17 protein-coding genes are annotated in these 18,890 nt (G+C 68.4%); 9 read left to right on the forward strand and 8 right to left on the reverse strand.

The window, feature by feature from the left end; translation table 11 throughout:
• Positions 1 to 18: 18 nt before the first annotated feature.
• The 3 genes from AB0M15_RS14070 to AB0M15_RS14080 all read right to left on the reverse strand — a co-directional run bounded on the left by AB0M15_RS14070 (position 19) and on the right by AB0M15_RS14080 (position 4,229).
• Positions 19 to 2,238 (reverse strand): UvrD-helicase domain-containing protein, encoded by a 2,220-nt coding sequence (locus AB0M15_RS14070; RefSeq protein ID WP_363817628.1) that lies wholly within the window; start codon positions 2,236 to 2,238, stop codon positions 19 to 21.
• A gap of 72 nt (positions 2,239 to 2,310) precedes the next feature.
• Positions 2,311 to 3,618: an FAD-dependent oxidoreductase gene (locus AB0M15_RS14075; RefSeq protein WP_363817631.1), complete on the reverse strand. Its 1,308-nt coding sequence runs from the start codon at positions 3,616 to 3,618 to the stop codon at positions 2,311 to 2,313.
• Complete coding sequence (locus tag AB0M15_RS14080) at positions 3,618 to 4,229, reverse strand: DUF4126 domain-containing protein (RefSeq protein WP_363817634.1); 612 nt, start codon at positions 4,227 to 4,229, stop codon at positions 3,618 to 3,620. The genes AB0M15_RS14075 and AB0M15_RS14080 overlap by 1 nt, the downstream gene beginning before the upstream one ends.
• A 139-nt stretch (positions 4,230 to 4,368) precedes the next feature.
• On the opposite strand from AB0M15_RS14080, the gene AB0M15_RS14085 reads away from it, so the two are divergent.
• Positions 4,369 to 6,300 carry an N-acetylmuramoyl-L-alanine amidase gene (locus AB0M15_RS14085; RefSeq protein WP_363817637.1) on the forward strand — a complete coding sequence of 644 codons (1,932 nt, stop codon included), beginning with the start codon at positions 4,369 to 4,371 and terminating at the stop codon, positions 6,298 to 6,300.
• 2 nt (positions 6,301 to 6,302) lie between these two features.
• On the forward strand, positions 6,303 to 7,106 hold the full coding sequence (locus AB0M15_RS14090; RefSeq protein ID WP_363817639.1) for a hypothetical protein: 804 nt from the start codon (positions 6,303 to 6,305) through the stop codon (positions 7,104 to 7,106).
• Here AB0M15_RS14090 and AB0M15_RS14095 read toward each other — a convergent pair.
• The 3 genes from AB0M15_RS14095 to AB0M15_RS14105 form a co-directional block, all read right to left on the reverse strand.
• Positions 7,099 to 7,569 carry a YbaK/EbsC family protein gene (locus AB0M15_RS14095; RefSeq protein ID WP_363817641.1) on the reverse strand — a complete coding sequence of 157 codons (471 nt, stop codon included), beginning with the start codon at positions 7,567 to 7,569 and terminating at the stop codon, positions 7,099 to 7,101. The genes AB0M15_RS14090 and AB0M15_RS14095 overlap by 8 nt on opposite strands.
• A 10-nt stretch (positions 7,570 to 7,579) precedes the next feature.
• Positions 7,580 to 8,614 (reverse strand): DUF4037 domain-containing protein, encoded by a 1,035-nt coding sequence (locus AB0M15_RS14100; protein ID WP_363817644.1) that lies wholly within the window; start codon positions 8,612 to 8,614, stop codon positions 7,580 to 7,582.
• A gap of 61 nt (positions 8,615 to 8,675) precedes the next feature.
• On the reverse strand, positions 8,676 to 9,257 hold the full coding sequence (locus tag AB0M15_RS14105) for a DM13 domain-containing protein (protein ID WP_363817647.1): 582 nt from the start codon (positions 9,255 to 9,257) through the stop codon (positions 8,676 to 8,678).
• Between the two features lie 349 nt (positions 9,258 to 9,606).
• Here AB0M15_RS14105 and AB0M15_RS14110 point away from each other — a divergent pair, with 349 nt between their 5' ends.
• The 3 genes from AB0M15_RS14110 to AB0M15_RS14120 all read left to right on the forward strand — a co-directional run bounded on the left by AB0M15_RS14110 (position 9,607) and on the right by AB0M15_RS14120 (position 11,163).
• Entirely contained in the window at positions 9,607 to 9,966 is a 360-nt protein-coding gene (locus AB0M15_RS14110) for a DUF6504 family protein (RefSeq protein WP_363817650.1), read from the forward strand.
• Positions 9,963 to 10,436, forward strand: a complete 474-nt coding sequence (locus AB0M15_RS14115) for an SAV_6107 family HEPN domain-containing protein (RefSeq protein WP_363817653.1) — start codon at positions 9,963 to 9,965, stop codon at positions 10,434 to 10,436. Before AB0M15_RS14110 ends, AB0M15_RS14115 begins: the two co-directional genes overlap by 4 nt.
• A gap of 310 nt (positions 10,437 to 10,746) precedes the next feature.
• A complete protein-coding gene (locus AB0M15_RS14120) occupies positions 10,747 to 11,163 on the forward strand; it encodes a serine hydrolase (RefSeq protein WP_363817656.1) in 417 nt (138 codons plus the stop codon).
• A gap of 79 nt (positions 11,164 to 11,242) precedes the next feature.
• Here AB0M15_RS14120 and AB0M15_RS14125 read toward each other — a convergent pair whose 3' ends face one another.
• The gene (locus tag AB0M15_RS14125; RefSeq protein WP_363817659.1) at positions 11,243 to 11,698 is read right to left on the reverse strand and encodes a pyridoxamine 5'-phosphate oxidase family protein; all 456 of its coding nucleotides are present in this window, start codon (positions 11,696 to 11,698) and stop codon (positions 11,243 to 11,245) included.
• A gap of 66 nt (positions 11,699 to 11,764) precedes the next feature.
• Between AB0M15_RS14125 and AB0M15_RS14130 the strand changes: the two genes are divergently transcribed.
• Entirely contained in the window at positions 11,765 to 14,554 is a 2,790-nt protein-coding gene (locus AB0M15_RS14130) for a LuxR C-terminal-related transcriptional regulator (protein WP_363817662.1), read from the forward strand.
• A gap of 90 nt (positions 14,555 to 14,644) precedes the next feature.
• On the forward strand, positions 14,645 to 15,223 hold the full coding sequence (locus AB0M15_RS14135) for a dihydrofolate reductase family protein (protein ID WP_363817665.1): 579 nt from the start codon (positions 14,645 to 14,647) through the stop codon (positions 15,221 to 15,223).
• Here AB0M15_RS14135 and AB0M15_RS14140 read toward each other — a convergent pair whose 3' ends face one another.
• Positions 15,224 to 16,996, reverse strand: coding sequence for a right-handed parallel beta-helix repeat-containing protein (locus AB0M15_RS14140; protein ID WP_363817668.1), 1,773 nt, complete (start codon positions 16,994 to 16,996; stop codon positions 15,224 to 15,226).
• Positions 16,997 to 17,075: 79 nt separating this feature from the next.
• Here AB0M15_RS14140 and AB0M15_RS14145 point away from each other — a divergent pair, with 79 nt between their 5' ends.
• Together AB0M15_RS14145 and AB0M15_RS14150 are read left to right on the forward strand one after the other, a co-directional pair.
• Positions 17,076 to 18,047, forward strand: coding sequence for an aminoglycoside phosphotransferase family protein (locus AB0M15_RS14145; protein ID WP_363817671.1), 972 nt, complete (start codon positions 17,076 to 17,078; stop codon positions 18,045 to 18,047).
• An 82-nt stretch (positions 18,048 to 18,129) separates the two neighbouring features.
• A complete protein-coding gene (locus AB0M15_RS14150) occupies positions 18,130 to 18,876 on the forward strand; it encodes a methyltransferase domain-containing protein (RefSeq protein ID WP_363817674.1) in 747 nt (248 codons plus the stop codon).
• Positions 18,877 to 18,890 lie beyond the last annotated feature (14 nt).

The following is an 18,890-nucleotide window of genomic DNA, read 5'->3' on the forward strand; positions in this document are numbered from 1 at the left end:
CGCCGCTCTACTTCCTTCTCAGGAGGCGCGGGCGGGCAACCAGTGGGTAGTGCTGTTGATGGTAATCATGCGCTGGGTCGCCCGAGTCAGAACGACGTACAGAGCCCGTACGCCGCCCAGCGTGTCGCTGACGATCCGGTCCGGCTCGACCACGACCACTGCGTCGTACTCGAGGCCCTTGGAGTCCAGCGGGCTGAGTGCGACGACGCGGGAGTCGCCCAGGTCCGCGAGCACCGAGTCGATGGCGGGGCGTAGTACCGGCGGAACGATGACGCCGACCGTGCCCTCGACGAGTGCCAGCAGCTCACCGGCGGCGTCAGCGGCCGCCTCGGCGACCTTGCCCGCGTCGAAGATCCGGTGCTCGGGGTCCACGCCGGTCTGCCGCACTGCGTTGGGCAGGTCGGCATCCGGGATCTGCTGCCGGATGACCTCGCCTGCGAAGGCATAGATCTCCGCCGAGTTCCGGTAGTTCGTCGAGAGCCGGAACGTGTGCCGCTGTAGGTGCGACAGCATCGAGTCCATCGCTGCGCGTGCCTCGGCCGGGTCTGGCCAGGAGCTCTGCGCTGGGTCGCCGACGATCGTCCAGCTCGCCTGGGGTCCGCGACGCGTCACCATGCGCCACTGCATGGGGGAGAGATCCTGTGCCTCGTCCACCAGCACGTGCGCGTACTCATCCGGCTCCTCGGCCTCAGCGGCCGCGATTGCCCGCTGACGCCGCTCAGAGGTCGTCAGTACTTCGTTGACGCCGTCCGACAGCCCTTCGAGCCAGTCGAACTCCTCATCCTTGCCGGCCTCGACCACTGGCGGCCGGCCGAGCAGGTTGCTCAGCTCATCCAGCAGTGCCACGTCCGCGATGGTGAATTCGCCCGTACTCCGAATCGCCGCCGACAGCTGGTCGATCTCAGTCGTGGTGAAGTCGCCCCGCGACCAGCGCTGCGCTCGCCGGGCGTCGCCGAGCCAGCGCAGCACAGTGCCGGGGGTGAGCACCGGCCACCAGGCCGAGAAGAACTGCTTGTATGCGGGCAGGTCGGTGACGATGTCGCCGAACGACTCGCGGTCGGCGTACACGCCGTTGCGCAGGTCATCGGGGAACCGCTGCCACAGGGCAGCTACCAGGCCCTTGCGGGCTTCCGAGCCGGCCTTGTTGCGCGGGGTGCGGCGCAGGGCGTTGCGGCGGACGTTGTCGAGCTGGTTCGCATCCAGCTCGACGGTCGCGCCGTTGACGAACACGCGCAGGGTAGTGGGCGCATCGAGCACTCGGTCGCGTGCTGCCCGGGAGAGCAGACCAGTCATCCGCAGGGAGCCCTTGATGGCTGCCACGTCCGCGTCGTCGACAGCGGTCGCGCGTACGCCGTCTACGAGCTCGCCGACCGCCCTGAGCGAGACGGTGTTCTCGCCGAGGCTGGGGAGTACCCGCTCGATGTAGGCCATGAAGGCGGCGGACGGGCCGACCACCAGGACGCCGCCGCGTTCGAACCGCCTGCGGTCGGAGTACAGGAGGTAGGCGGCTCGGTGGAGCGCTACGACCGTCTTGCCGGTGCCAGGGCCGCCGCCGATGACGGTGACGCCGCGGGCAGGGGCCCGGATCGCTTCGTCCTGCTCAGCCTGGATGGTGGCGACGATGTCACGCATTGTGTGACCACGGGCACGCGACAGGGATGCCATCAGGGCGCCCTCGCCCAGTACGGGCAGGTCTGCCGGGGAGCGTCCGGGCGCCAGTAGGTCGTCCTCGAGCCCGGCGATGCGGGGGCCCTTGTTGCGCAGTACGCGGCGGCGGACGACCTTCAGCCGGTCGGTGGCGGTGGCGCGGTAGAACGGCTCGGCGGCCGGGGCACGCCAGTCGATGACCAGCGGCTCGTACTCCGCGTCGCGGACACCGATACGGCCCACGTACAGCTTCTCCAGGTCGGCTGCGGCCTCGGCCGGCTCTGTCTCGTCGCCCTGGTCGGAGTCGAGCCGGCCGAACACCAGGCCCTCGTGCTCCGCGTCCAGCTCAGCGATCCGGCGGGCGGCGGCGAACACCAGTACGTCGCGCTCGTACAGGCCGGTCTGCTCCTCGTCGCGGACCCGGCCGACGTTCTGGGCCTGACCGCGCTGGTGCCCTTCGACCGCGATCCGGGACGCTGACCGGGCCGCTTCGGCGACCCGCTCGTAGACCCGGTCGACGTGCTGCTGCTCGGCCTCGAGCTCAGCTCGCTCGACGTTCTCGAGATCGGTCGACGTGGGGGATTGATCCACCGGGGTCCTCTCTACTGCCGGGACACCTCCCCGACACGGCACACATGAACGGTCAATCTTAATGCGCCGCGATCAAGCCTTGCCGACGGCGTCCGCAACGATCGCCGCGCCGAGCGTGGTAGCGGGCACTCCGACGCCTGGGTGGGCGCCTGCGCCGACGCAGTAGAGGCCCTTGATCGGAGAGGTGTTGGCTGCCCGTCGCCGGGCCGTCTTGTAGCCCTCCCAGGCCACTCCGGCCCACCAGGACGGGGAGGTCTGCCGGGAGACGACCTTGTCCCGGATGTGGAGCCCCCTGGCGACCAGAAGGTCCAGTACGTCGTCTGTGGGGTAGCCGTGGACCAGTACAGACCAGGCCTGATGTCCTGCCGGCGCCTGGCCGCCGGTGCGGACCACTACCGTCGGCTTGCCGTGCAGAACGGTCTCGAAGGGCAGGAACGGTACCGGGTCCTTGAGACCCAGGTGGATGACGTACGCGGCCTGGGCCTGGTGGGTGGACAGCACCTTGCGGCGGACCTTCTTGGCCTGCGGGTCGTCGACCAGTTGGCCGTAGAGGTCACGCGGGTCGATGTCGCTGACCACTACCTCGGCAGGGAGCGTCTTGCCGTCCGCCAGTCGGACACCGGTCACCTGACCATGGTCAGTGTCGACTCCGACGACCTCTACGTTGGTGTGGATGTCGATCTTGCGTTCGCTCGCCCGCTGCGCGAGGGCATCAGCCAGTACGCCGAAACCGCCGTCGATGGTCCAGCGACCGAAGGTGCGCTCCAGGTAGGACCACACCCCGACGTAGCCCGGCGTGAGCTTCGGGTCAGAGCCGTGCTGGATCGCGTAGTAGCGCAGCACCGCGCGAGCGCGCTCGTCGTCGAGGCCGCGCTGGGCCGTGCGCTCCAGCGACTGCCACGGCTTGAGGCTGCGGATCGCGGCCAGCGGCAGCTTGTCCATCAGCGGCGGCTCCAGCGAGGACTTGCGCAGGATCTGCCAGGTTTCGCCGTACTTGTCGACCAGGTCGGTCCACTGCTTCGCCGTCTTGTCGTCGGCGAGGTGTGCCCAGGCATCTGACTGCAGCGCCCGATCGCCCACCGGCAGGTCGAGCACTGAGCCGTCGCTGAACAGGTGGCGACGCGGCTCGGTGACGGGCTCCAGTTGGACCAGGCTCTCGATCGGACGGCCGCTCTTGCGGAACAGGTCGCGCAGGGCGGCCGGGAGCGTAGTACTGGCGGCTCCTGCGTCCCAGCTGAACCCGTCGGCCTCTACCCGGCCCAGAGCGCCCCCTAGTCGGTCGTCCTTCTCGCAGACGGTGACTTGGTGGCCGAGCTTGGCCAGCCGTACGGCGGTGGCGAGACCGGCTAGGCCGGCCCCGATGACGATCACGCGGGCCATCAGACTGCACTGCTCCCAGTTGCTGGATTGCTGTTTCTCTCCCGCCAGGCGCGGAACCTGGCGAGTCCCCGGCGGATCGCGCGGAACGCGAAGTACACGGAGATCAACCCGATCACCAGCAGGATCGCGGCGATGATCAGGGCGGCGGTCGGGTGGAACGCGGCGAGCGAGACGACGCCGGCGACGGCGACGTCCTCACCGGACGAGGCGGCGATGTTGGTGACCGGCTCGGGGGAGGTGTTGATCGCCAGCCGAAGGCTCGACTTCACCGCGTGGGACAGCAGCGCGACCACGCCGCCGGTGGTCGCGATGAAGGCCTGGTGCAGGCTGCTCGCCTGACCGGCCAGCAGGGCGGCGATGATGGCGCCGACAGTCGGCCGGATCAGGGTGGAGATCCCGTCCCAGGCCGAGTCGATGTACGGGATCTTGTCGGCGACGAACTCGAAGGCGAACAGGGCGCCGGCCGCGATCAGCACCCCGTTGGTGGTGAGCGCGTGCGGCACGTCGTCGACACCGGCGAAGCGGCCGAGCAGACCGAGCATCAGCACGCATGCGTAGGCGTTGATGCCGCTCGCCCAGCCGGTCGTGAACGCCAACGGCAACGCTTCCATGGCCCCTCGCTTGTCGTCAGAATCGAACGCTCTGACCTCAAAAATGGTTAACCGTTGACATCCGGTCCCGCGCGACCCAGAGTGAACGGGTTGCCGGTCTGAGTGACCGTAGTCCCATCAGGGTCAGGGAGAACAGAACATGCGTCGTCGTCCGAAGATTCTCGCCGCACTGGCAGTGGTAGCGCTGCCCATCAGCATGACCGGCGTGTCGTCTGGTGGTCCACCCGCTGCGACCGCTGCCACCCCGGGGCCTGCGTTCGCCTCGGCAGCTGAGGCGTTCCGGTCCGCCTCGGCCCAGTACGGCGTACCGGAGTCCGTACTGATGGCTGTGTCGTACGCCGAGACCCGGTGGGACGACCACCAGGGCAAGGCGAGCACGTCCGGCGGGTACGGACCGATGCACCTGACCGCCGTGGCGCCGGCTGAGCTCATGGAGCGGTCTACCGGCGAGCAGTTGGCCAAGGGGGAGTCGCTGCGGACGCTGTACACCGCATCGAACCTGACGGGGCTCGACCCCGTTGCACTGCGCAATGACCCCGCCGCCAACATCGCTGGTGGTGCAGCACTGCTCGCCTCGTACCAGCGCTCGCTCAAGCTGCCTGTAGGCGCAACTACCTCCGCCGCTTCTTGGTATGGGGCTGTGAGCACCTATGCCGGCGCATCGGACCGCACTAGCGCCGCCGGCTTCGCCGATGACGTCTACGCGATCCTGGCCCGCGGTGCAGCCCGTACTACGAACACCGGCCAGCAACTGGTCATGCCGGCGCTCAAGGTCACGCCGGACAAGGCGCAGCTGGCCAAGACGGCTCTTCCGCTGGCCAAGGCGGCTGCTAGTGCTGGTGAGACCCAGTGCCCCAAGCAGCTGGCTTGCGAGTCGCTGCCGGCGCCGTACTCGCAGTACGGGCCGGGTGCTGGTGACTACGGCAACCATGACCTGGCGAACCGGCCGAAGACGGGCAAGATCGACTACATCGTCATCCACGACACCGAGGGTGGCTGGCAGGGCACGCTGAACCTGGTCCAGGACCCGACGTACGTGTCGTGGCAGTACACGATGCGCTCGTCCGACGGGCACGTCTGGCAGCACGTGAACGCCAACGACGTCGCCTGGCACGCGGGCAACTGGTACGTGAACATGCACAGCATCGGGATCGAGCACGAGGGCTTCGCCGCCCAGGGCGCGACCTGGTACACCGAGGCGCTCTACCGCAACTCGGCCAAGCTGGTGAAGTACCTGGCCAAGCAGAACAACATCCCGCTCGACCGGGCCCACATCATCGGCCACGACCAGGTGCCTGGCACGGTGCCGTCGACGGTTGCGGGCATGCACTGGGATCCGGGACCGTACTGGGACTGGGAGCACTACTTCGACCTGCTCGGTGCGCCGATCTACGGGCACAGCGTCTTCCCGGTGAAGGCCGGCACCACTGTCACCATCAAGCCGGGCTTCGCCTCCAACCAGCAGGTTGTGACCGACTGCACCACTGTTGGTCAGCCATGCGCGCCGCAGGGGACCAACTTCGTGTACCTGCGCCAGGCGCCGGACGACGCGGCTCCGCTGGTCAAGGACCTCGGGAACCGGCCGAGTGGTGCCGACTCCACGACACAGGTGTCGGATATCGGTGGTCGGGCGGCGGCTGGTTCGCAGTACGTGGTGGCGGAGCGCTCGGGCGACTGGGTGGCCATCTGGTACCTGGGTGCGAAGGCCTGGTTCAAGAGTCCTGGCAATGCGCCTGACGCGTTTGCCAAGCCGGGGCTGGTAGTGAAGCCCAAGGAGGGTAAGGCTTCGGTGCCGGTGTATGGGCGGGCATACCCGGAGCAGGCCGCTTACCCGGCCGGTATTCCTTACCAGGCCGTCACGCCGCTGCAGTACTCGATCAGTGCTGGGCAGGCCTACCCGGTGGGCGACGCGAACATCGAGACGGACTACTACCGCGCCACGACGTTCGCTGGGCAGCCGCCGACGGATCACGTGCAGGTGCTCGGTAAGGACCGCTACTACCAGATCTGGTTCGGGCACCGGATGGCCTACGTCCGTGCGGCCGATGTGGACCTGAAGCTAGCCTACTGACCATGCCTTACGACGAAGCCGTCCAGCGCTTGCTGGACGGCTTCGTCGCGTCCCTGCCGTCGGTGGTGCCGCTGCGTGCCCTGTGGCTGCACGGATCGCTTGCCTTGGGCGACTATCAGGTCGGCGTCAGCGACCTAGACCTGATCGCTGTCCTCGACGGGCCTATCTCTGACTCTGCTGCACTGGAGGCGCTTCACCGTTCGCTGGAGGCGGCGCATCCGTTGGCTCGCGGACTGCACTGCAGCTACATGCTTGTCTCGCAGTTGGATGTCGCGTCGCTGCAGCATCCGACCTGGGCACACAGCGAGTACTTCGAGCGGCCAGTAACCGCAGTGACCCGGCGCGAGTTACTCCTGGGAGATCTGAGCATCTACGGCCCCGCGCCATCTTCGTTGCTGCCAGCAACCACTGATGAAGAGCTGATGGCCTTCATCCGGCAGGACCTGGAGACGTTCTGGTACCCAGCCGCGCATCGGTGGAAGAGGTGGTGGGCCGACGTCTGGGTCGACCTCGGCCTCATCACCGTCGCCCGCGCCGGCGTCACCCTGACCGACGGCCGGCTAATCACCAAGCGCGAGGCGCTTGAGCTCCTGCCATCACTTGGAGCGCCTACAGCGGTGGTCGCGGATATCCACAACCGCCGCTACGGGGCTTCCGCCGCACCGCCGGCGGGCACGGCTCCGCGCAGCGCCGGCGCTCCCGCCACCGCGGTGCGACGCAATCCGGTGGCGCGGGTTCGGCGGGGGCTGCTGGCCCGGCGCTTTGTCCGCTCGACGGTCGAGGGGCTGCTGGCTGCGGCTAGTTGACGGTGATCGGCGTGCCGTTGGTGAGCTTGAGCAGTTCGGCGTACGAGGTCGGGAAGACCGAGTGGGGGATGCCGGCGGCTGCCCAGACCTCTGCGTACTGGTCGAGGGTGGTGTCGACCAGTGTCCGGACCTGCTGCGGGTGCCCGACCGGTGCGACCCCGCCGATCGCCTGGCCGGTGTGCTCCTTGACGAACTCCGGCGTCGCGCGGCGGAGCTTGCCGATGCCGAGCTCGGCGGCGACCTTCGCGGTGTCCACCCGGTGCGCGCCGGAGGTCAGGATCAGTACGGGCGCGCCGTCGCCGTCGAAGATCAGGCTGTTCGCGATCGCGCCGACCTCGCAGCCGAGCTCCTCGGCCGCGGCGGCCGCGGTCGGTACGGCGTCGTCGAGGATCTTGATCTCACCGGTGGCGCCGGCCGCCGCCAGGGCGTCGGCCACCAGCTGGACATTGGGATGAGTACTCACGTTCGAAACCCTACTTCTCGTAGATGCTGATCAACTTGCGGTATGCCTTGGGATTGCTCAGTACGTCGGTGTTGTCGGCGAACTGGTCGATCGCGCCGACCAGACCGAGATCCCGCACCTTCTGGTCCTTCACCGCTTCGAGGCTCGCCTCGACGAACCGTCCGGCGCCCAGCACGATCGCCGGCCGCTCGTGGAACTGGTGCGGCTCGACGTCGACCTGTGCGGTCAGCCGCAGCGCGTTGAATCGGATCGCCGCCTTCCGGTACGCCGACGTCAGCGCGCGCTCGCGCTCGGGGGAGGTACCGGCTTTGAGCGTGTCCTCGAGATCGCGATCGAGCCCGTCGGGGTGGCCGAGTTCGCTGAAGGCGGTGCCGAGCCACTTGGTGTAGGGCGCATAGGTGCGCTCCATCAGCAGGGCGAGACGCATCAGGTCGCGGGCGAGGCGTGCGGCGACGATGCGTGAGCCGAGCTCGTCCCCGACCTCTGAGGTGCGTTGGACGAAGGTCTCCTCCTCAGCGATCCGGGACCACTGGCACGCGATCATCCAGCGCCAGAGGTCGTCCGGGTACCACCGGAACTCGTCCCGTACCACCTGCAGCCGGCCGTCATCGGCGTACACCTGGCCTGCGACCACCCCCAGCAGCTTCTGCTGTGGAGTTACCAGCCAGTCCTGGAGGCTGAGGTGGCGGCCGTTGAGCACGCCTAGGTGCTCCTTGAGCCAGGCGTCGACGGTGGTGATCGTGATGTGGTGGACGGGCTCCTGGGTGTCCCAGCCGAAGCGCACCGGGTGACCCCGGTACTCCTCGGGCAAGCCTGCCTCTACTGCGGCGGTGGCGTGGTCCACCTGGTAGGCGTCGACGAAGATGTGCAGACGCGGTCCCCAGCCGTGGTCCATCGAGCGCTCGGTGTCGTAGCCGAGGACGTCCGAGCCCCAGCCGAGCAGGCCAGCCGCGTAAGGGATTCCAGCGAGCAGCGGGCGGATGATCTCGTCGTGGAAGCCCTGGCTCAGGGTCCGCGCGGAGATGAAGGCGCTGCCGGTGGTCATGGGCTGACAGTAGTTCGGTGGCGTGGGCGGTTACATCCGGTTTTTGATGAATTCCGGGAGCTCAGGTCTGGGTCAGCTGGGCGGCGCCGAAAGAGACGTTGAAGCGGTTGCACCAGATCGAGACGCTGGTCAGGGCCTTCAGGTCGACGTCTGCCGGGATCGCGTAGTTCTGGTTGCCCTGGTTGCCTTTGAGCTGGCCGAGGCTGCGATACCGCCCGTCGTCGAAGACGTGCCAGCCGGGGCGGCCGTCGAGCACCTTGGCGTCGCTGAGCCAGACCTCGAGGTCGGGGCCGTCGGAGGTGTCGAGGGCCTCCAGGCGTAGTACGCGGGAGCCGTTGGGCAACTCGAGGACGGAGACGGTACCGGTCGTCTTGTGCTCGTGGCTGATGAAGCTGCCGGAGGTGAGTCGTTTCGGCGCCTTTGGTGGGGGTGCGGAGGGGGTTTGCCGGCGGTCACCGGAAATTGTCGGTGGCGGCACCGAGGATGTGGTCATGGAGATCGGATCGGCGCCCGGAAGCGCTTCGTCGACCACCTTGCCGGTGAAGAGCCGCCAAGGCTGGAAGAGCGGCAGCGCGACGGCTGCGACCACGGCGGCGACCACCACGGTGGTGGCGGCCAGGGTACGGCGGCGGGTGCTCGGCATCGATCGGCTCCAGTCCGTCACCCGGCGGGTCCGGGTGCTGGATCCAGTCTGGCGGCGGGAGCCCGCGCCGCGGCTCGCCGGCCGCTTACGTCCCGTTGACGATTGTCGGCGGGCAGGGTTACGCTTTCAGTGTTCGAACAGATGTTCGATTGCCGCAGAACCGGTTTCGTCGGGAGACCGGGCGCCGGCGATCGGGACAGCTGAAGGACTCCGGTGCGGAGTTGCGGCCGCATCGGTAACCGGTGGTCCCGGTGGGCCGGGCGCCGAGGTGGACCTCGACCCCCACCTGGCGCCCACCCACCGGGCCGCTGACCAGGGGAAGAAGTTCGCGCACAGGAGGCGATGCGGTATGTGGGAGTTCGATGAGTCCGTCGAGGTGCGTTCAGACGTCGTGGACGGGATCGAGACTCCACAGCAATTCCTGTGGCGTGGACGGTTGTGGCGGGTCTGCGCGGTCGAAGCCCACTGGGTGGAGACGGCGGCCTGGTGGGAGCGTGGCGTGATCGGCGCCGGCGTGGGCGCAGCGACGGCGACCGCCGTCGCGGGATCCTCCGCCGCCGTCGGTGTGCTGGACGCGGATTGGGGGCCGCAACGGGCGGTCTTCCGCGTGGAGGCGGGGTGCGGCCGGCACGGCCGGCGGGAGATGTTCGATCTCGCGCACGACCCGGACTCCGGACGTTGGCAACTCGAGAGGGTGACGGACCGATGACAGTTTCACCGGTTTCGCCGGCAGCCGCCGGCTCGGCCAGCCGCGATCTTTCCCGGGCGCGTACGGCGCTCGCCGAGGCCCGCGAGGCCGACGACCACCTGATCCGCTACTCGAGCGCCCACGTGGCCGCCCTCCGAGTCGCGGCCGCAGTGCTCGCCGTCCGCGCCCGCCCGGTCCGCTCCGGCGCCCGCCGCCGCGTCCAGCGCAACGCCTGGGTGCTGCTCTCCGAGGTGGCCCCCGAGTTCGGCGAATGGGCCTCCTTCTTCGCCGCCGGCGCCACCCAACGCGCCGCCGCCGAAGCCGGCCTGGAGCGAGCCGTCACCACCCGCGAGGCCAACGACCTGGTCCGAGCCGCCGAAACCTTCTACGACCTGGTCGAGTCCAGCCTCAACCTCACCACCCAGCCCGTCCTCCCCAGAGCCTCCGACCCCCAATCAGTCCTAGCCCAACCCTGGATGCAGGCAAGCTAACCCGCCTCCCCACCACCCCAATTGCAGCGCCCGCGGATCCCCGTTCCGCGGGCGCTGACCTGTCCCCACCCACCCACCCAAACCAGCCCGACGCACCCGCCGCGTCCGCTCCTGCGTCGCTCCCGCTCTGGGTGCTCCCGCCCGCCCGGGGTGGGCGCTCCTGCGTCGCGCGGTGCGACCACCGTCGGGATCGCCGAGTTGCTAGACAGCAGGTGTTCGCTGCTTGGCCACGGGGCTGCCTTGGAGTATCCGGCGTACGGCTGCTCGGACGTCGGGCACCGGGGGCTGTGCCGGGTGATCGGCTTGCTGGGTGGCAGTCGAGCGGCGGGTGCTGTATCGGCTGGGGCTGCGCGGTACGGAGTTTCCCGGGCGACGGTCGGTCATTGCGGGGGCACATGCGCACGGCTACCTGCCGCGACAGGTGGGCGATCAGGTTGAGCCCGTCGACATCACTCGGTTCAACCCGTCGGTTGCCGGTGCATCGGGGGAGGTTGTGTCGACTGCGGCGGACCTCAGCCGCTTCTACCGCGCGCTGGTCACCGGTGGTCTGCTGCGGCCGGCGCAGCAGAGGCAGTTGTTGCAGATCCGGAGTACGGGGCGGAGTTACGACTACGGGCTTGGGGTGCAGACCATGGTGGTCAACGGTGTCCGGGTGTGGGGGCACGACGGCGACATCTTCGGGTACCAGCTGCCTCTTGGACTACAGAGGACGGTCGTCGCCAGCTGACAGTTGCGTACAACCCGTGGGGCAGCGGCGATCTCAAGCCCTTCACCGAGCAATTGCTCGCCATCGCCTTCCGAACCAGCTAGATGGGAAGGGCCAGGGGGACTCGGCTGTCGGGGCCGTCGTCGTCTAGGAGTACGGAGGCTTCTACGGCTCGGGCGCGGTAAAGGCGGAGGAGGTTGGGGGCTTGTAGGTGTTCGGGGGTGAAGGTGGTCAGGTCGGGGTGGCGCCTGCGGTAGAGGGCTGTGCAGTGGGGGAGGTCGCCGTCGTTGACCTGTTCGGCGTGGGCGGTCAGGTAGACGGCTTCGGCGTGGAAGACCGGGAGCTGGGAGTTGAAGATGACGATGGCGACCTCTGGGCGGGTGGTGAGGTTGAGGGAGTGGCGGCTGTCTGGGCGGGAGACCCAGTAGAAGTCGATGCCGCTGTCGGGGGTGAAGTACACCGGTGATGCCCACGGGTGGCCGGTGTGGTCGGTGGTGGCGAGGGTTAGGTAGTTGTTGGCGTGGATGATTCGGCGGGCTGTTTCTTGTGGGGTCATGACGCCAGCCTCGTACGGCCGTGAAGTGCGCGCATCCGTGGCCACCACGGACATTAGAGTGCCGGGATGGAGTGGCGGGAGCAGGTTTCGGCGCGGGAGGCTGAGGTGCTTGCGGCGATTCGCGGGCATCAGTCCAACGCGCAGATCGCCGCTCGGCTGCACTTGTCTGTACGCACGGTGGAGAGCCATGTGGCTTCGCTGTTGCGCAAAGCGGGCGTACCCGATCGCCGCACCCTGGCAGCACTCGCCGACGCTTCGGGCGGCGGCGGAGCAAAGGCCGGTACTGCGGGCGGTACGACGGCTGCACCCGTCGCCGGCCAACTCCCGGTGTTTCCGACGTCGTTCATCGGGCGGGAGGGGGAACGCGTCTCGGTGGCTGCGGCGCTCGATGGATCGCGGCTGGTGAGTCTGGTCGGAGTCGGTGGGATGGGTAAGACGCGACTTGCTGTCGAGGTGGCTGAGGGTCTTCAGCGGGTCTCGGTGTTCGTGGATCTTGTACCGGTGCGTGCCGGCGGTGTTGGACAGGCGGTGGCGCAGGTGCTCGGGGTTGTCGAGAAGCCGCCGGGGACGCCGGCCGATGCGGTGATCGATCGGCTGCGTTCTGAGCGGGCGCTGCTGGTGCTGGACAACTGCGAGCACGTCATCGCTGAGGTGGGGGAGCTGGTCGCGCGGATCCTGCGGCTTTGCCCGCACGTCACGATTCTTGCGACGAGTCGCGAGCGGCTTGCTGTTCCTGGAGAGCGGTTGGTTCAGGTTCTGCCGCTGGGGGACGAGGCGGCGCGGCTCTTCCTGGATCGGGCTCGTGCGACGGATCCCGGGCTCGTTGCCGAACCGGCGGCGGTTGAGCAGTTGTGCGTTGCGCTCGACGGGATGCCGCTGGCGATCGAACTGGTCGCAGCTCGGACCGCGTCGCTGGGCGTGGATGGGGTCGGTGCTGCGCTGGATGACCTGCTGCGGTTGATCTCTGGTGGGCGTGGGCCGGATCAACGGCACCACTCGCTCGGTGACGTGATCGGGTGGAGTCTGGAGTTGCTGGACGATGAGGAGCGCCTGTTGTTCCGGCGGCTGGGGGTGTTCGTCGGTGGCTTCGATCTCGCTGCTGTGGTGGCGCTTGACCCGGAGTACGGGGTCGGTGCTGTTGCCGACCTGATCGGCCGACTGGTTGACCGGAGTCTGGTCGTACACCGTCGGGTCGGCGCGACCACTCGTTGGTCCCTGTTGGAGACGGTCCGGGCGGTCGCCCTCCATGAGTTGGAGGCCAGCGGCGAGGACATCAGACCCCGGTACCTTCAATGGGCCGCCGACACAGCCGCCCAGTTGGATGCCCGCATCGAGCACCTGCCGGTGGCTGAATTCGACGCAGTGGCCGACGACCTCCGCCACGCCCTCGCGGTGGCTGCTCCGACAGGGAAGGCGGCGGAGACGGGCGGTACGGCGTACCGGCTGGCTAGGGCGCTTGCGCGGCTTAGCTTTGGTCGTGGTCAAGTGATGGCTGCGGACGACCACTACCGCCGGGCGGCGGAGCTGGCGCCGGATGCGCGCGCTGCGGCTGAGGATCTTGGGATGGCTGCTTCGGTTGCGTTGACGACCTCTAACGGGGAGACCGCGTTCGGGCTGTTGATGGAGGCGGCTGGTCTCGCGGAGACGGCTGGGGCGCGGGCGGCGGCTTTGGCTTCGGCGGTGGTGGCTGGTACCCGGTTTTCGATGGCGTTCAAGGAACCGGTTGCGCGTGATCGGTTGGTTACGTTGGTGGAGGAAGCGGCCGCGCTGGTGGAGGCGGGTGACGAGCGGTCCAACGCGGTACTAGCGATTGCGCGGGCGTGGGTTGCGGGGGAGACGCCGCTCGAGCCGGATCTCGAGTTGTCGCGGGCTGCGGTAGCGGCGGCGCGGCGGGCTGGGGATGACGCGCTGGTGCTGGGGGCGTTGGACGCGCTGGGTACTGCGCTGGCCAATGCGGGGCAGTTGCGTCAAGCCCATCGGTTGTCGGACGAGCGGCTCCGGTTGGCCGCTAGTGCGTCGCGGTATGAGCCGGCGGTTGCAGCGGAGTTGGTTGATCTCTTCCATGTGGCGTCGACGTCCGCGATAGCCGCTGGAGATCTGCCGGCCGCTGCGAGCATTGCGGAGCAGGCGTCCCGGGCCGACTCGGTCGCGACTCATCCGGCGATCGTTGCGCCGAGGTTGATCCGGCTATGCGGTCTGAGCGGGCAGTTTGATGAGGCGCTGGTCCAGGCGGACGTGCTGTGGGACGGCTGGTTGTACGCCACGACAGCTGAGGTGGAGTCAGAACTGTCATCACTCCGCGGCGACTGGCCAGCCTCGGCCGCAGCGATCGTCGCCCTCGTCCACGGCTTGCGCGGTGACGCCCCCGCCTTCGAGGAATGGTGCTCCCGCGCCCGCCGGATGGCGCACGTCGACGACGCAGCCGCCTCCCGCGCTCTCGCAGCAGCCGCAGCCTTCACCAACGCCCGAGTAGCGACCCACACTGGCCGGTACGCCGAGGCCGCGGAGTTGGTGGGGGCTGCGTCGATGGCGTTTTCGGAGAAGTGGTGGATGGCTTATGCCCATGCGGCCGGCGCGGAGCTGGCTGTAGTCGCGGGTTTGCCCGGTGCCGCCGAGCGACTAGTACAGGCCGGGGCTGCGGCGGCTGAGAATGATTGGGCGGCGGCGTGCTTGGCCCGGGCGACGGCGAGGCATACGGGGGATCTGGAGTTGATGGGGGAGGCAGTGGTGCGGTGGGAGCGGATCGGGGCCCGGTTCGAGCGGGCTGTGACGTTGCTGCTGATACCGGAGCGGGCTGCGGAGGGGCGTGCGGAGTTGAGTGCGCTGAAGGCTTGGGCGCCGGACCACACTGGATGATTCAGTGGTGGCTACGGATGTCCTGTGGGCGTGGCGAAGACAGGCTTGAGGCATCCCGCAAGGAGCGGGGAGAAGCCTTGAGGAGGAGCCATGGGAACCGTTGCTGTGGGGATGTCGATGTCGCTGGACGGGTTCGTCACCGGGCCGCACGACAGCCGGAAGTACCCGCTGGGTGAAGGCGGCGAGGTACTGCACGAATGGCTCTGGTCGAAGGCCACTGCAGCAGACCAGGCGGTACTGCAGGAGATGGCGGATGGTGTCGGCGCGATCCTGATGGGCCGACGGTCGTACGACTTCTGTGTCGGTGACGGCGGCTGGGGTGACGGCGGTCCGGCCGGCGACGTTCCCTGCTTCGTGCTCACTCACAAGCCGCCGGCGGAGTCGCCGGACGTCTTCACCTTCGTCACCGATGGCGTCGAGAGCGCGATCGCCCAGGCGCAGGCCGTGGCGGGGGACAAGACGGTCGGTCTGCATGGCGCCACCGCGGCCCAGCAGGCGTTGGCGGTCGGGCTGCTCGACGTGATCCAGGTACACCTCGTGCCGGTACTACTCGGTGGCGGCGTCCGGTTGTTCGACCTGCTCGGTGCCGACCCGGTCAACCTGGTCAGGGACCGTGTCGTCGAGGCCGGCAGCGGCGTCACCCACCTGCGCTACAACGTCGTCCGCTAGTCACCGTCGGTCTGGCGCCGTACCAGTGCCGTAGTCGTTGTCAGCTACCTGGATGTCTGTACTTCCGGTGAAGACAAACAGCGGTGCGGTGTACGGCGGCCGGCCCGGTCCGCCGATCGGGCGGATCGTGTTGGCGGTGAACTGGAAGCCGGCGACGCTCTTGGCGTTGACGAGGGTGAGGTCGCCGACGTCGAAGGTGTTCCCGGTGACGGTGATGTTGCGGTGCACCGGCCTGGTGGGGTCGACGTCGCGGTTGGTCGGCTCGATGAGGATGACCGGATCGGCAGGCCTGGTGAACTCGTTCCCGCGGATGATGACGTCCGTGACCGGGCCCGATTCGTACCACTGGTAGGCATCCGAGGAGATGAAGATGCTGGCCATCGACATCGCCTCGAAGCGGTTGCCGGTGATCAGTACCGGCTTGCGGGTGGTGACGAGTACGCCGCGGGTCGGCACGTTGCGGAAGACGTTGCCGGAGATGACGACCGACGGGGTGTAGGTGATGTTCTCGGCGACCGTGCCGCCGATCTCGATCGCCTCGGGCAGCGGGCGGTCGAAGGTGACGGTCATCGTGGTCAGCGATTTCGTATGGTCCATCCCGCTCGGACCGTCGACAGCGACGACCACGGCCCGGCCGTTCTCGAGCGGCGACATCGTGAGCTTGTCGACGAACTCCACTTCGTCGCCGGGGTAGAACTGCGGGAAGCCGGCCGTCTGCGGGTGCTCGCAGCTGAGGCTGAGCGCGTCGGGCGCGGGCTTGCCGATGACCTCGAGGTACGTGCCGTGGATGTTGATCGGGTCGTCGTGCGGGCCGTCGAAGATGCAGTCGGTGATCGTGACGTCGCCCTTGATGCCGGACAGTTGGACGAAGTCGGCGAACGAGGCGGTGGTACGGCCGGAGGCTGGGTCCGGCGCGAAGTTCACCTGGTCGATGGTGATGTTCTCGCTGAACTGCCCCACGATGCCGAACGTCTGCAGGTAGTGGGCGTTGATCGACCGCAGGACCACGTTCGACGACTCCCAGATGAAGGCGCCCGGCTCCTCACGTTCGATCAGCCGCATCTGGTAGACGAGCCCGACGTCGTCCGGCCGGATGGCGGTCGCGTAGTCGATGCGGATCCGCTGGTCGCCGAGATCGCGCATGCCGGCGACATCGGTGAAGAGCGGGTTGTCGTCGCGCCAGGTGCGCTGCGTCGCTGGGTCGTGGATCTGGGTGTACTCCAGTCCGTCGACGCCCGACCAGTACGGCGTACCGCTGACCGGGCTGGTCTCGCCGAGCCAGGTGAGGTGAGCGCCGCTTACCTCGTACGGGCTGCCGGCCGGGACCGACAAGATCCGGTACGCCCGCCCGCCGGTCACACCCGCCTCGGCGACCGTGACATCGACGACCTTCGGGCCGGCGTAGTCGAAGGAGAAGTTCGTGAAGGTCACGTCCGACGAACGGATCGCCGCGAAGGCCGTCTGCAGCCCGTGAAAGACGAGCTTGGCGCCATGCCCGTCCACGACGACGTCGTGCATGTCCTCGACGAGCAGCCCGATCTTCTTCTCCCGGTACCGCTGGTCGGCGCCGACGGTGTTGGACACGTACAGCTCGCGCGTCTTCGCCTGCTCGGGATACAGCTGGAAGGTGCCTGCGGAGAACACGATCCGTACCGGCCGGCCGAGCCTTTTGGCGTGCCGCAACGCCGCGGCGACCGCCGGCGCGGAGTCAGCCCGCCCGGTCGGGTCGGCGCCGAAGGCAACCACATCGACGAGGTCCGGTACTGACGCCATGCCCACCATGATCCTCGCTCCGCCCGGCCCGAAGAAAACCGGTGTCGGTCGACAAACGCCCGCGCCTACGCTCGGCCGGGTGAAGCCGCCGCCAATCCGCTCCGAAGCGATCCAGAACTGGCTGGGTGGCGACACGGTCGTGGTGGGGATCGGCCGGCGAGTACCGCTCACCGGCGGCGCGACGTCGCCGATGATCGAGCGCGTCGCAGTCACTTACCGGGCGGCGCGGTCCAGCATCTGCGGGCCGACGCGGGTCGGGCCGGCTGCTGAGATCGACGTGGTTGCCAAGCGTGCGACGCCGGGTGAGGTCGCCGCGCTCAACAGCTTGGACGTTGTCGATCCCGTGTTCCCGGAGTTGATCGACTCAGGTACTGACGAGGACGGCCCATGGATTGTCGTGCCGTTCGAGCCTGGTGGAGTGATCGGGTGGCAGACCGAGCCACCCGCGGTCGTGTACGCGGCTCTGGCGCGACTGCATCTGCGGCACCTCGGTCGGGTCGACGAGTTGCCGACGGGGATTCCGAAGGTCGACGAGCAGTTCCTGCGATCGGCGTTCACCGGGTTTGCGCCGGGTGGGATTGCCAGGGCAGCAGCTCAGCACGGACAGCATGCGGTGTTCGACCGGGCGCTGGAGTTGCTCGCGCGGTTTGCTAAGGATGAGCGGCTGTTGCTCGGGCTGGAGGTTTTGCCGCCGACGCTCATCCACGGTGACGTGTACGGCGACAACGTCATCGCGGCGGATCCCGAGGCGTCGAGGCCACCGCGGCTGATCGACTGGGGGAGTGCCCGGGTGGGGCCGGCCATGCTCGACGTGGTGATGGCTGCGCGGCGGGCCGGCGTCACGGCGTACAAGGAAGCTTGGCTGAAGGAAGCCGGTACGCCGATGGGTGAGTGGCTCGCGGCGACGGGGGAGGAGTGGGCGATCGCGGTGAGCAATGCGACGTTCGTCGGTGCGACTGCGGAACGATCGGTGGAGGTCGCCGAGTTGATGGTCGAGGAGGCTGAGGAAGCCATCGAACGACTCGGCCGGTTGCTGTCCGGTCGCAGCTGAACAGGTAGTGGTGGTGAGAAGGATGGGTGGTCGGCCAGTAGGGTGTGGCTCGGAGTGGTGTTGTCGCGAGAAGGGCTTCAGGATGGTCGACCGACGTCGGCGCTCGGTGCGAACGGCGCTGGTCGCCGAGGCTCTGCGAGTGGCACTTGCGGGCCGGGCTCGTATCGACCCCGGAGCAGGTCTGGACATCGTCGATCTCGGCGGTGGTACCGGTGGATTCGCCGTCCCGCTGGCAGTTGAGGGGCACCGCGTCACCGTGGTCGACCCCAGCCCCGACGCGCTCGCCTCGCTCGAACGCCGCGCCGCCGACGAGGGTGTGAGCAAGCTCGTCCGTGGCGTACAGGGCGATGCCGCTGAGCTCCCCGAGGTCGCTGGTGAGTCGACTGCCGACGCAGTGCTGTGCCACGGCGTGCTCGAGGTCGTCGACGATCCGGTACAGGCTCTGCAGGCGATGGCCTCCGTACTACGGGAAGGCGGCGTACTCAGCCTCCTGGTTGCCCAGCGCAACGCCGTCGTACTGGCTCGCGCGCTGGCCGGGCATCTCGCCGAGGCTCGCGTCGCACTGCAGGACGCCGACGGGCGGTGGGGGCCGACCGACCCGATGCCGCGCCGCTTCGACGAGGCGGGCATCATCGCCCAGCTCGCCGAGGCCGGCTTCATGGTGCACACCGTGCACGGGGTGCGGACCTTCGCCGACCTGGTTCCCGCGGCCTTCGTCGACTCCGAGCCCGGCGCGCCCGAAGCCCTCGCCGAACTCGAGCGAGCCGCCAGCCAGCACCCCGCCTTCCGCGCCCTCGCCCCCCAGCTCCACATCCTCGCCACCCGCTGATCCCAGCTCCCTAG

The sequence above is a fragment of the Kribbella sp. NPDC051718 genome (genome assembly GCF_040681515.1).
Taxonomy (GTDB): Bacteria; Actinomycetota; Actinomycetes; order Propionibacteriales; family Kribbellaceae; genus Kribbella.